Source organism: Nocardia bovistercoris, from assembly GCF_015674855.1.
GTDB lineage: Bacteria > Actinomycetota > Actinomycetes > Mycobacteriales > Mycobacteriaceae > Nocardia > Nocardia bovistercoris.
Genome location: NZ_JADMLG010000009.1, coordinates 39780 through 52958 on the forward strand (window position 1 = coordinate 39780; position 13179 = coordinate 52958).

At 68.6% G+C, this 13179-nt stretch carries 7 protein-coding genes; 3 read left to right on the forward strand and 4 right to left on the reverse strand.

What is annotated here, in order from left to right:
* Positions 1-100 precede the first annotated feature (100 nt).
* From IT779_RS21785 to IT779_RS21795, 3 genes are all read right to left on the reverse strand, one after another.
* Positions 101-1144 carry a DUF4129 domain-containing protein gene (locus tag IT779_RS21785; protein ID WP_196151248.1) on the reverse strand — a complete coding sequence of 348 codons (1044 nt, stop codon included), beginning with the start codon at positions 1142-1144 and terminating at the stop codon, positions 101-103.
* Positions 1141-1932, reverse strand: a complete 792-nt coding sequence (locus IT779_RS21790) for a hypothetical protein (RefSeq protein WP_332838903.1) — start codon at positions 1930-1932, stop codon at positions 1141-1143. Before IT779_RS21790 ends, IT779_RS21785 begins: the two co-directional genes overlap by 4 nt.
* Before the next feature lie 344 nt (positions 1933-2276).
* On the reverse strand, positions 2277-4028 hold the full coding sequence (locus IT779_RS21795; protein ID WP_196151249.1) for a DUF4407 domain-containing protein: 1752 nt from the start codon (positions 4026-4028) through the stop codon (positions 2277-2279).
* Positions 4029-5082: 1054 nt separating this feature from the next.
* On the opposite strand from IT779_RS21795, the gene gltB reads away from it, so the two are divergent.
* The 3 genes from gltB to IT779_RS21810 all read left to right on the forward strand — a co-directional run bounded on the left by gltB (position 5083) and on the right by IT779_RS21810 (position 12695).
* Positions 5083-9735, forward strand: a complete 4653-nt coding sequence (gene gltB / locus IT779_RS21800; protein WP_196151250.1) for a glutamate synthase large subunit — start codon at positions 5083-5085, stop codon at positions 9733-9735.
* Between the two features lie 59 nt (positions 9736-9794).
* Positions 9795-11264, forward strand: a complete 1470-nt coding sequence (locus tag IT779_RS21805) for a glutamate synthase subunit beta (protein WP_196151251.1) — start codon at positions 9795-9797, stop codon at positions 11262-11264.
* Positions 11265-11798: 534 nt separating this feature from the next.
* The gene (locus IT779_RS21810; RefSeq protein ID WP_196151252.1) at positions 11799-12695 is read left to right on the forward strand and encodes a cutinase family protein; all 897 of its coding nucleotides are present in this window, start codon (positions 11799-11801) and stop codon (positions 12693-12695) included.
* Positions 12696-12780: 85 nt separating this feature from the next.
* Here the strand turns inward: IT779_RS21810 and IT779_RS21815 are convergent, their stop codons facing one another.
* Positions 12781-13080, reverse strand: a complete 300-nt coding sequence (locus IT779_RS21815; RefSeq protein WP_196151253.1) for a hypothetical protein — start codon at positions 13078-13080, stop codon at positions 12781-12783.
* Between the last annotated feature and the right edge of the window lie 99 nt (positions 13081-13179).

Genomic DNA, 13179 nt, shown 5'->3' on the forward strand with positions numbered 1-13179 from the left:
CCGTTCGGAGCGCTCGCGCTCGGTGTTGCGTTCGGAGCGCTCGCGCTCGGTGTTGCGTTCGGAGCGCTCGCGCTCGGTGTTCGGTTCGGAGCGCTCGCGCTCATCGCCGCGCCTCGATCTGTTCGAGTCGGGATGCCACCTGATGCAGCGCGCCGGTGTCGGACACCGGCACGAACAGCGCGGCGCCGACCGTCGCCTGGTCGATGCCGGTGCGCGCGGAGATCGCGGTGACGAGTTGGTCGGGGGTGGCCTCGGCGGGCACGCCGAGCGAGGGCCGGATCCGCCGCAGGGTGCTCGCCCGCAGTTTCTCGGCCACGTAGTCGGGTGTGCTCGCCTTGCGGTACAGCGCGGCCTGCCCGTCGAGCAGTTCGTTGGCGGCGACCTCGACCGGGCGCGGTTCGCCGACGAGCGCGCCGCGTCGCCTGGCCCGCCACCACACCAGCAGTGCGGCCGCGATCAGGAATTGCAGTCCGCCGAAGGCGATCGGTGCGGGCAGCCGCTCGAAGATCGAGTCCTGGCCCGCGCCGAACAGCGGACCCGAATCGTAGTCGCTGTCGGGTTTGCCCGGCGGTTTCGGCGGCGGTTCCGGTTTCGGCGGCGCGATCGGAGCGCTCAACGCCTGAATCAACGCCCACACCAGCAGCGCGAGCACCACCGCGCCGATCAGGACGGCCCAGAACTTGGGGTTGCGCAGCAGCGCGGGCAGCGGCGGCAGTTTCCGGCGGACCCGCCGCTCGACCTCGATGGCCTCGGTTTCCACGGGCTCCGGTCGCGGCGGCGGCGCGGCCTCGGAGAAGCGGTCGGCGTATTCGAGCCTGCGGTACTCGTCCTCGGTGGCGCGGCGGCCGCCGTAGACGACCTCGTCGAAGCTGCGCGCGCTCGGCTGGAGTTCGCCCGCGAAGTCCGGCGGCAACGCGGTCGACACGTCGTCGACGGTTTCGTCGGCGGTGCGGGAACGCCGGACCTCGATCACACCGCCCTGTTCCAGGCCGCGCAGCATGGCGCGGAACCGTTCGCGCAGCGCCCGGTCGAAATCGCGGTGGTGGGCGGCGGCGTCGGCGGCCGAGCGGTGATCGGCGGCGGCGCCGAGCCGCGGCGGCGCCGGTGTGCCGGTGTCATCGGGTCGGTAGGACGGGTCGCTCACCTTGCCTCCGGGATGACGATGTCCAGTCCTTCGCGCCTGCAGCGCAGGTCGACGTAAGTCAGGACGCGCGAACTCGCCTCGACGATCTCGCCGAAGGCGACCAGCAGCAGCACCGCCGAGGTGAGCAGGGCGATCACCGGCCAACGGTGGGTTCCGGTGAAATCGGACAGGAACAGCGGCACGCCGAGCAGCGGCACCGCGAGCAGGGTGAACAGCGCGCGTTGCGCCATCCACAGGCCCGCCACGGTCCATTCGCGGCCGGCGACGAGCAGTTTCGCCCGGCCGACCGCGACCGAGTGACCGGCGCGCTCGATGAACATCGCGGGCACGGCGACGAAGCGTTTGGCCCGCAGCCACCCCAGCCAGGGCAGTGCGATCGGCGCGGTGATGACGAGCACCGAACACAGCGCTGTCACGCCGAACCCGGTCAGGGTGAACAGCAGTTGGAAGATCAGCAGCGGGAGCGCGCGGTCGCGGAGGGCGCCGAGCGCGGCGCGCACGGTGCGCGGGCCGCCGAATACGGTGGCGAGACCGAGGGCGACGGTGGCGCCGCGCAGCAGGTAGCGCAGCAGCCAGGCGCACACCGCGGTGGACAGGATGGCCGACCACCAGGTCGCGGTGTCGTCGCCGTCGGTGAGGTGCGAGAAACCCGCGGTGGTCACGAGCACCGCGGTCTCGGCGAGTACCAGTCCGCCCGCACCCAACCAGCACAGCGCGACGACATTCGCCTGGATCAGCGCGAATGGCGTATCGAGCAGTTCGCGGAAGGTGAACGGGCGTATCGGCACCGTGGCAGGGGAGGGTGGTGCCGGATCTTCGCCCGCCCCTGCGGCACCCGCCTCGACGGCTGGCAACACGCGGCCGAGTCTAGATCGTGTCACGCGAGTTGGCGGGACATCCCCGGTCGAGTGGTCGAGCGCGGGCGGGGGCGCCGCCCTAGTTGCGACGCGTTCACGCAGCGTCACGAACTCCCGAGACCCCACAGTTCGGCTGCGGCCGCGTCCGCCGCCGCAGCCGTGTCGGCCACCGTCGACACCTTCCGCCCTCCTGTTTCACAGGTCCGCACAGCCGCGCCGCCTCGTTCACCGGATCGCCGCTGACGCGCGCGGATCGCCGCCGCCGCGCATCCCGGTCAGTGCCCCGGTGGCAGCTCCCGCGGACCGCGTCGGGCGGCGAGTTCTTCGGCGCGACCGGCCGCGAGTCCCGCCTTGCGCGCGGCATCTACTTCCGTGCCGCGCGGGTCGGCGGCGACGTCATAGCCGACCGAGTCGACCACGGTGGCCGCGACTCGATTCGCGTGCCATGCCTCCGGTGCGAGCTGGTAGCCGCCCGGATGGGCATGGGGCGAGTCCTGGGTTTCGATGGTCACCTTGCGGGTGCGGCGCAGGGTGAAGGTGATCTCCTCGACCTCTTCGAAGGCCTGGCGCGCGGTGCGCAGCGGGTGGGTTGCGGTGTCGATGGCGTTGGCGACGAAGGTGGGGACGAGGGGGCGGATCCAGCGGGCCGCGGTGTCGCTGAACGGGACCTGGCCGATGATCGGCAGTTCTATGCCGCCCTTGGGTTCGGTCTCGGCGAGTTGGCGGCGACTCTCGGCCGGTGCGATGGCCGCGGGTGCGACGGCGGCGGGCAGATTCGGCGCGGAGGGTTCGGGCACGGTGCTGTCCTTTCGGTCGGCGGCGGGCAGTTCGGCGCCGCGTTGTGCGGTGGCGCCGCGTTGTGCGGTGTCGGCGGCGCGTTGTGCGGTGGCGGCGCGGCCTTCGGCGAGCCTGCGCGGTTCGGTGACGCCGAGTTCGATCCCGCCGATGGCGGCGATGATCCTGGTGCGCTGGCGTTCGCGGTCGATGGCGGCGTCGGCCTCGACGGCCAACCGCGTCGCTTCGAGTTCCCGTTCGGCGCGCAAGGCTTCCGATTCGACGCGGACCTCGGCGCGTTTGCGCACCACGGCGGTGTCGGCGTCGAGTTCGGCCTGTTCCTTGACGGCACGGTACGCGGCGTGCCGGTCGAGCGAGGTCTCGCCGCGCCACCAGCGCAGGATCAGCGGCAGCAGGGCGAGCAGGACGAACGCGGCGATGGTGAGCAGCCGCAGCAGCAGTACGCCCGCCGACCGGGCGGATTCCTCGTGCATGACAAGCCAGCGCGCGCCGATGCCGCGGTCGGCGTCGGCGAAGGCGGCGGTGCGCGCGGCGGAGACGGCCTGTTCGTCGGCGGCGACGCGGAGGTCGGCGCGGGTGACTCGTTCCTGGGCGGCGGTGTGTCTGGCGCGCGCGTCGTCGAGCATCGCGTTGGCGGTCTGGGCTTCGGGGCCGCGACCGGGGACGCCGGTGATGCGGGTCTGCGGGCATTCGGGGGTCGGATTGAATTCGCAGCGCGCGATGACCAGCGCGTTGTCGATGTCGGCCTGTGCGGTGTCGACCGCGCGGGCGGCGGTGTCGCGTTCGGTGCGGGCCGCCTCGAGTTCGGTGACCGCGGCGAGTACGCCCGCGCCGGTGGCGACACCCCGCTGGGCTTTGTCGTCGAGCAGTCGGTCGACGGTGCCGCCGAACAGGGCGGTGGCGGCGAGTTCGGCGAGCAGGACGCCCGCGAGGACGGCGACTGCTATACGCGCGGTGAGTCCGAGCCGGTCCGGGAGGCGGCCCGGTTTCCTGGTGGCCAGCGCGCGCCCGATGGTTGCGGCGATGAGCGCGGCCGGTACCGCGACGAGTGTGATCACGGCCGCGTGCCACCCGCCGGAGGCGGCAGGCGCCGCGATCACGACCACCGCGCTGACCAGCGCGAAAAGTACGACTGCCAGCCCCGTGACGAGGTATCCGGAGCGTTCGTGCCCTTCGTGGACATCGGTGGATCGGCCGCCGCCGAGCCAGGTGAGAGTTCCGGTGACGGTCATGGAGATCTCACATCCTCTGCGTCCCGTTGCGGCGTCCGGTCGTCACAGCGTGACAGGCCGTATCTCGACACACCGAGTATCGGCCGCAGGTTGTGGGCAGCCTCACAGCTGTCCTCGCGAACTACCGACTGACATGGACATTCCCGGTTTCCGGCCGGAACCGCCGGATCCGCCCTGCCACACCGGATCTCGTTTTCGGCCTGGTCCGAGCCGCCGCCGCGAGCCGCGTGGTTCGCCGTTCACATCCGGATGCTCGTGTCCGGTTCGCGGTCGGGTCGTCGCCCGAACCTCCGTGCGATGGCGGTCGGCCCGGCGCGTCGCGGCGCGACACGGCTCATGTGGCGAATGCCACCCAGTTGGGTAGCTGGATGTGTGCTGATGGTCATTTCGGGGAAAAGAATCCGAACGGTCGGATATGGTCACGGGCTCGTCACGGGCTTGTCGTGGGTGTGCGGCGATCGAGGGGCCTCGATTAGCCGCCACCAGGTGGTTTGCCCCCGCCCGCACCGGGGAAATCCATCTCGACGCAGGTGAGCGCCGGTTCGGCCGCTCCGACTCCACACCCGTCGGCGCGGAATTCCGGGGTCGACGAGGCCTGCGGCACCCGGTGCCAGGGGATCGATCCCGACGCGTTCGCTGCTTTACACTGGAAAACGCGCACAAGTGAAGGACGGAAAGAATTGGCCCTGCTAGACCGGTTTATTAGTACGACCTAAGTTGGTTGGGCCCCGGACCTGACTTATCGTTTGCTCTTACGCCGAACACAAAAATGGTCGGCACCATCGCCCGCTCGGGCTCACCAAGTCGGTGCGCTCACCGAACCGGTGCCCGAGGTAGCGGGCGAACACCCGCGCGGAAGCACGGAACACGTAAGCGTTCCGTTACCTCCGAGCACCCACTACGTAACACCAACGCGGGTGGACAACTGGAGACGTGACTGCACACCGAAGACCATCAGCGCGGCTGGATTCGGATCGTACGGGCGCATCTTGACGAAGGCGTTCGACGAAAGGCCCCTTTTTCTTCGAAGGCCGACTTTCTTGAAGGCAGAGGCATGACGCAACTTCCTGGCCACAGGTCACCTGGACCGATCGGTCTCTACGACCCGGCGAACGAACACGACGCCTGCGGCGTCGCATTCGTCGTCGACATGCACGGCCGCCGCAGCCGCGACATCGTCGACAAGGCTATTACGGCTCTGTTGAACCTGGAGCACCGAGGCGCCGCGGGCGCCGAGCCGAACTCCGGCGACGGCGCGGGCATCCTGCTCCAGATCCCGGATCGCTTCTTCCGAGCGATCGTGGACTTCGAGCTGCCCCCCGAAGGCTCCTACGCCTCCGGTATCGCCTTCCTGCCGCAGGCGCGCCGCGAGGCCGCTCGCGCCGCGTACGGCGTCGAGAAGATCGTCAAGGAGGAGGGCCTCGAGGTCCTCGGCTGGCGCGAGGTCCCCATCGACGAATCGTCGCTCGGCGCACTGGCCCGCGACGCCATGCCGACCTTCCGGCAGATCTTCGTCGCCTCGCCGCGCAACGGCGCCGAACAGCTCTCCGGCATGGATCTGGAGCGCCGCGCCTACGTGGTGCGCAAGCGCATCGAGCACGAACTCGGCAAATCGGGTGCGGGCGAAGGCGCCGTCGGCAAGGAATCGGTGTACTTCCCGAGCCTGTCCGGCCAGACCTTCGTCTACAAGGGCATGTTCACCACGCCCCAGCTGCGCGCGTTCTACCTCGACCTGCAGGACGACCGGGTCGAATCGGCCCTCGGCATCGTGCACTCGCGCTTCTCCACCAACACCTTCCCGTCCTGGCCGCTGGCGCACCCGTTCCGCCGCGTCGCGCACAACGGCGAGATCAACACCGTCACCGGCAACGAGAACTGGATGCGGGCGCGCGAGGCGCTGCTGCGTTCGGACGTCTTCGGCGTCGATGAGGCGGGCAAGAACCGCTTGCAGAAGATCTTCCCGGTCTGTACGCCGGGGGCGAGCGACACCGCCCGCTTCGACGAGGTGCTCGAGTTGCTGCACCTCGGCGGGCGCAGCCTGCCCCACGCGGTCCTGATGATGATTCCCGAAGCCTGGGAACGCAACGAGAACATGGACCCGACCCGCCGGGCCTTCTACCGCTACCACTCCATGCTCATGGAGGCGTGGGACGGCCCGGCGTCGGTGTGCTTCTCCGACGGCACCGTCGTCGGCGCGGTCCTCGACCGCAACGGACTGCGCCCGAGCCGCATCTGGGTCACCGACGACGGCCTCGTCGTGATGGCCTCCGAGGTCGGCGTGCTCGACATCGACCCGTCGAAGGTGGTCAGGAAGGTCCGGTTGCAGCCGGGCCGCATGTTCCTGGTCGACACCTCGCAGGGCCGCATCGTCGGCGACGAGGAGCTGAAGTCCCAGCTGGCCGCCGAGCATCCGTACCAGGAATGGCTGGACGCGGGCGTGTTCAAGCTCGCCGATCTGCCCGACCGCCCGCACGTGCACATGTCGCACGATCGCGTGCTGATCCGCCAGCAGATCTTCGGATACACCACCGAGGAGCTGAATCTGCTGCTCTCGCCGATGGCGAAGACCGGCGGCGAGGCGCTCGGGTCGATGGGCACCGACACCCCGATCGCGGTGCTCTCGGCGCGCCCGCGCCTGCTGTTCGACTACTTCTCGCAGCTGTTCGCGCAGGTCACCAACCCGCCACTGGACGCGATCCGCGAGGAGGTCGTCACCAGCCTGCGCCGCGCGCTCGGCCCGGAGTCGGATCTGCTGCATCCCAGCGGTGATTCCTGCAAGCAGATCACCATCCCGCAGCCGATCCTCGACAACGACGAGTTGGCCAAGCTCGTGCACATCAACGACGACGGCTCCCATCCCGGCCTGCGTTCGGTGGTGGTGCGCGGCCTGTACCCGGTGAAGAAGGGTGGCAAGGGCCTGCGCAAGGCGCTCGAGGCCATCAACATCCAGATCTCGGCGGCCATCGACGGCGGCGCGCGCATCATCGTGCTCTCCGACCGCGAGTCCAACGAGAAGTTGGCGCCGATCCCGTCGTTGCTGCTCACCGCCTCGGTGCACCACCACCTGGTGCGCGAGCGCACCCGCACCATGGTCGGGCTGGTCGTCGAGGCCGGTGACGCCCGCGAGGTGCACCACATGGCGACGCTGGTCGGTTTCGGCGCGGCCGCGATCAACCCGTACATGGCCTTCGAGACCATCGAGGACATGCTCGAGCGCGGCGCGCTGGAGATGCCGGGCAGCACCGGCGACGTGCGCGCCGACTACGCCAAGGCGGTCGCCAACTACATCAAGGCGTCGAGCAAGGGCGTGCTGAAGGTGATGTCCAAGATGGGCATCTCCACCATCGCCTCCTACACCGGCGCGCAACTGTTCCAGGTCATCGGCCTGTCTCAGGAGTTGATCGACGAGTACTTCTCCGGCCTGCGCTCACACCTCGACGGCATCGGCCTCGAGGAGATCGCCGCCGATGTGGCGGCCAGGCACCGGATCGCCTTCCTGGAGAACCGCAACGAGCGCGCGCACCGCGAACTCGAGGTGGGCGGTGAGTACCAGTGGCGGCGCGAGGGTGAATACCACCTGTTCAACCCCGACACCGTGTTCAAGCTGCAGCACGCCACCCGCAGCGGGCAGTACTCGATCTTCAAGGAGTACACCAAGCTGGTCGACGACCAGTCCGAGCGGCTGGCCTCGCTGCGCGGTCTGTTCCAGTTCAAATCCGGTGAGCGCGCGCCCATCTCGATCGACGAGGTGGAGCCCGCGGCCGCGATCGTGAAGCGCTTCTCCACCGGCGCGATGAGCTACGGCTCCATCTCGGCCGAGGCCCACGAGACGCTCGCGGTGGCCATGAACCGGCTCGGCGGTCGCTCGAATTCCGGTGAGGGCGGCGAACATCCGGCGCGTTTCGAGGTCGAGGAGAACGGCGACTGGCGTCGCTCGGCGATCAAGCAGGTGGCCTCTGGCCGCTTCGGCGTGACCGCGCACTACCTCACCAACTGCACCGATATCCAGATCAAGATGGCCCAGGGCGCCAAGCCGGGCGAGGGCGGTCAGCTGCCGGCGCACAAGGTGTACCCGTGGGTCGCCGAGGTGCGGCACTCCACACCCGGCGTCGGCCTGATCTCGCCGCCGCCGCATCACGACATCTACTCCATCGAGGATCTGGCGCAGCTGATCCACGACCTGAAGAACGCGAACCCGCAGGCGCGGATTCACGTGAAACTGGTCGCGGAGCCGGGCGTCGGCACCGTCGCGGCGGGCGTGTCCAAGGCGCACGCCGACGTGGTGCTCATCTCCGGCCACGACGGCGGCACCGGCGCGTCCCCGCTCACCTCGCTCAAGCACGCGGGCGGTCCGTGGGAGCTCGGCCTCGCCGAAACCCAGCAGACCCTGCTGCTCAACGGCCTGCGCGACCGCATCGTCGTACAGGTCGACGGCCAGATGAAGACGGGCCGCGACGTGATGATCGCCGCGCTGCTCGGCGCCGAGGAGTTCGGTTTCGCCACCGCGCCGCTGGTGGTCTCGGGCTGCATCATGATGCGGGTCTGCCACCTCGACACCTGCCCGGTCGGCGTCGCCACTCAGAATCCGGTGCTGCGCGAACGGTTCACCGGCAAGCCGGAATTCGTCGAGAACTTCATGCTGTTCATCGCCGAGGAGGTCAGGGAACTGCTGGCCCAGCTCGGTTTCCGGACGCTGGATGAGGCCATCGGCCGGGTCGACCTGCTCGACACCACAAGGGCCAAGCAGCACTGGAAGGCCAGCAGGCTCGACCTGTCGCCGATTCTCGACAAGACCGAGACGGCGTTCATGTATCAGGACCGTCGCTGCACCAAGACCCAGGACCACGGCCTGGACAGGGCGCTCGACCAGCAGTTGATCACGCAGAGTCGCGACGCGCTCGAGCGCGGGGCCGCGGTGAAGTTCGAGACGAAGATCACCAACGTCAACCGGACCGTCGGCACCATGCTCGGCCACGAGGTCACCAAGCTCTACGGTGGCGCGGGCCTGCCCGACGAGACGATCGACATCACCTTCACCGGGTCGGCGGGCAACAGCTTCGGCGCCTTCGTACCGGCGGGCATCACGCTGCGGGTCAACGGCGACGCCAACGACTATGTCGGCAAGGGACTTTCGGGCGGCCACATCGTGGTCCGGCCGTCGCTGAACGCGCCCGCCGATTTCGCCGCCGACGAGAACATCATCGCGGGCAACGTGATCCTGTTCGGCGCGACCAGCGGGCACGCGTTCATCAGCGGTGTGGTCGGCGAGCGGTTCGCCGTGCGCAACTCCGGCGCCATCGCGGTGGTGGAAGGCGTCGGCGACCACGGCTGCGAGTACATGACCGGCGGCCGCGTGGTGATCCTCGGCGAGACCGGTCGCAATTTCGGCGCCGGTATGTCGGGTGGTCTCGCCTTCGTCTACGACCCGAACGGCGCCTTCGCCGAGCGGGTGAACCCGGAGCAGGCCGAGGCCATCGAAGCGCTGTCAGGTGACGATTTCACCTGGTTGCGCGACATCATCACCCAGCACCGCGAGCAGACGGGTTCGGCGGTCGCCGAACGCATTCTCAGCGACTGGTCGCAGCAGGTGAACCATTTCGTGAAGGTCATGCCGCGCGAATACAAGAAGGTTCTGCTCGCCATCTCCGAGGCGGAGAAGGCGGGTAAGGACGTGGACGAGGCGATCATGGAGGCCGCTCGTGGCTGACGTAAGCCGCGTCGAAAACGCAAGTGCACTGTTGAGAGGCGAGAATACGGAGGCCGCTCGTGGCTGACCCGCAGGGTTTTCTGAAACACACATCGCGGGAACTGCCGAAGCGCCGTCCGGTTCCGCTGCGTCTGCTCGACTGGAAAGAGGTCTACGAGGAGGGTTTCGAACACAAGACCCTCCAGGCCCAGGCCAGCCGCTGCATGGACTGCGGTATCCCGTTCTGCCACAACGGCTGTCCGCTCGGCAACCTGATTCCGGAATGGAACGACCTGGTCTACAAGGGTCAGTGGCGTGACGGCATCGACCGATTGCACGCCACCAACAACTTCCCGGAATTCACCGGGCGGCTGTGCCCGGCGCCGTGCGAGGCGTCCTGTGTGCTCGGGATCAACCAGGATCCGGTGACGATCAAGCAGGTCGAGGTCGAACTCGTCGAGAACGCCTTCGACGAGGGCTGGATCGTCCCGGTGTACCCGACGCGCATCACCGGCAAGAAGGTCGCCGTCGTCGGTTCCGGTCCGGCCGGTCTCGCGGCCGCGCAGCAGCTGACCCGCGCCGGGCACACCGTCACGGTTTTCGAGCGGGCCGACCGCATCGGCGGTCTGATGCGTTACGGCATCCCGGAATTCAAGATGGAGAAGCGCTTCATCGATCGCAGGCTCGCGCAGATGGAGGCCGAGGGCACCATCTTCAAGACCGGCGTGAACGTCGGCGTCGACATCACGGCCGCGCAGTTGCGTGAGCGTTTCGACGCGGTGGTGCTCTCCGGCGGCGCCACCATCGCGCGCGACCTGCCGATTCCCGGTCGCGAACTCGACGGCATCCACCAGGCCATGGAGTTCCTGCCGTGGGCCAACCGGGTGCAGCTCGGCGACGACGTCACCGACGCCGACGGGCTGCCGCCGATCCACGCCAAGGGCAAGAAGGTCGTCATCATCGGCGGCGGCGACACCGGCGCCGACTGCCTCGGCACCTCGCACCGGCAGGGCGCGGAGACGATCCACCAGTTCGAGATCATGCCGAGGCCGCCGCAGGAGCGCGCGGGCTCCACCCCGTGGCCGACCTATCCGCTCATGTACCGGGTGTCCTCGGCGCACGAGGAGGGCGGCGAGCGGGTGTTCTCCGTGAACACCGAACGTTTCGTCGGCGCCGACGGCAAGGTGAAGGGCCTGGAGGCGCACGAGGTCAAGATGGTCAACGGCCGTTTCGAGAAGGTCGAGGGCACCGAGTTCACCCTCGAGGCGGATCTGGTGCTGCTCGCCATGGGCTTCGTTGGGCCGGAGAAGCGCGGCCTGCTCGAGGATCTCGGTGTCGGCTACGACCAGCGTGGCAATGTGCAGCGCGACAAGAACTGGTCGACCAATGTGCCCGGCGTCTTCGTCGCGGGCGATATGGGTCGCGGCCAGTCGCTGATCGTGTGGGCGATCGCCGAGGGGCGGGCCGCCGCGGCGGCGGTGGACAACTACCTGGAGGGTGAGACGGCGCTGCCTGCGCCGATCACGCCGGGCATGGTGGCCCAGCGCTGACCTGATTCACCGAACGAGCGCCCGCGGACTTCCGAGTCCGCGGGCGTTTTCGTATTCATGTCTCGAAATGTCGCGGCCTGAAAGTCGCGATCCTGTGTCGCGGGATCGGTGCGTGCCGTGATTGCCTCGTAATGGACATGCATCCGATAACGAACATATGTCCCGATTCTGTACGCGTGTCGTCGCGTGTCGCGCACGTTGATGTTCATGCTGCGAACGCTTACGTAAGTGGGTCGCGCGCAGCATCACTCGCGTCGGGGGACCGGCCTGTCGAATCGATAGTGCGAATCGCGACACGTCGGAGGTGTTCGAATGGCATCCGGGCGGTTGTCGCTCTATTGTGATCAGCGGCGCGTGACGGGACTAGGGGTTCGTGGGGCCGATACGCGCAAGCGCATTGTGGAAACCTCAGTTAACCAGCTGTGCACTGGCCGGACATCCGCCGAGTTCAGCATGGTTAGCGGCAAACTTTTGTCGGAATTGCTACCGCAGGGGCGACTGGCTCCGCCGGTGCATGGTTCGAACTGGAGCAGTATGCGGTTGAAGAAGGTTGTCGCGGCCCTTGGTGCGTCCGCGGCGGTGGCGTCGGGCCTGGTCTTCGGCGGTGCGTCCGCGGTGGCGGACAGCTGCCCGAGCCTCTACGTGGTGGCGATTCCCGGCACCTGGGAGACCGGCCACGAGAAGACGCCGCAGCCGGGAATGCTGTCCGGCGTCACCAGGGGCCTGCCTCGCAACACCGAGGTCGACTACGTCACCTACGCGGCCACCGCCTTCCCGTGGGAAGGCGATGTGTACGGCTCCTCCAAGAAGGAGGCAACCGACAACGCGCGCGGCCTGATCACCGCGATGGCGCAGCGTTGCGGCGCCACGAATATCGCGCTCGTCGGCTACAGCCAGGGCGCTGACGCCGCGGGTGATCTGGCGGCCGAGATCGGCACCGGGATCGGCCCGGTCCGTCCGGAGCGCGTCGCCGGTGTCGGCCTGATCTCCGATCCGCGCCGTTCGCCCACCGACGTCCAGGTCGGTCCGCCCGCGCCGGGTGCGGGCGCCGGTGGTCCCCGCGTCGGTGGATTCGGCTGGGTCAGCGACCGCACACGGACCATCTGCGCGCTGGACGATCTGTACTGCGCCACGGCCAGCGACGATTTCGTGACTCGTTTCGCCGGTTTCCTGGCGCAGAGCTCGGACGCGAACCCGGCCAACATCTGGCGCTACCAGATCGAGGCGGGTGCGATCCTCAACGATCTGATGGCCAACGGCGGCGTGCCGATGTTGCAGTCGCAGCTCACCGAGTCGGCGACCGAGCAGCGCGCCAAGGATCTCGAGCGGTTCTACCGTTCCGAATCGCACACCCTGTACGGAAGTTACAACGTGGGCGGCGGCCAGACCGCCATCTCCTGGATGCACAACTGGATCGCCGGAATGGCCTGATCCGTTCGAAATCTCGCGGGCCCACCCCCAAATTGGGGGTGGGCCCGTCTCGTTGATCCAGCCGTGCGGCTATCCGGTTGTGTGCCTATCCGGCCGAGCCGGTGGGCGGCTGGATCTGGTGGAAGAACGCGCCGGGTCCTTCGGGGCCGCGGAACTGCACCCTCGGTCCCTCGTGCTCGTCGTGGCCGCGACGGTGGCGGGGATGTTCGGCGATCTCGGCGCCCGAGGTGTCGGAGGCGGAGACGACCGGTACGGCGTCGGTGGGGTCGGGGGTCTGCGCGGAGGCGGTGACGGCGAGCGCGCCGAGCGGGACCGCGACCAGCGCGCCCGCGACGGCGATCCGGGCGGCGCCCCGGCGCCACCGTGTCGATATCGTGGAGTGCAACGGAATTCCTTTCTGACCGAACATGAGTCGCTGCTGCGACTCACGGGGTCCATCGAAGGTTCCGTCACTGGGACACCGGTGCGATCGGGCCGGCAATCG

Bases quoted from the DNA above. Each gene is read 5' to 3' on its own strand.
- IT779_RS21795 (WP_196151249.1), bottom strand. From the start codon at position 4,028: ATGACCGTCACCGGAACTCTCACCTGGCTCGGCGGCGGCCGATCCACC.
- gltB (WP_196151250.1), top strand. From the start codon at position 5,083: ATGACGCAACTTCCTGGCCACAGGTCACCTGGACCGATCGGTCTCTAC.
- IT779_RS21810 (WP_196151252.1), top strand. From the start codon at position 11,799: ATGCGGTTGAAGAAGGTTGTCGCGGCCCTTGGTGCGTCCGCGGCGGTG.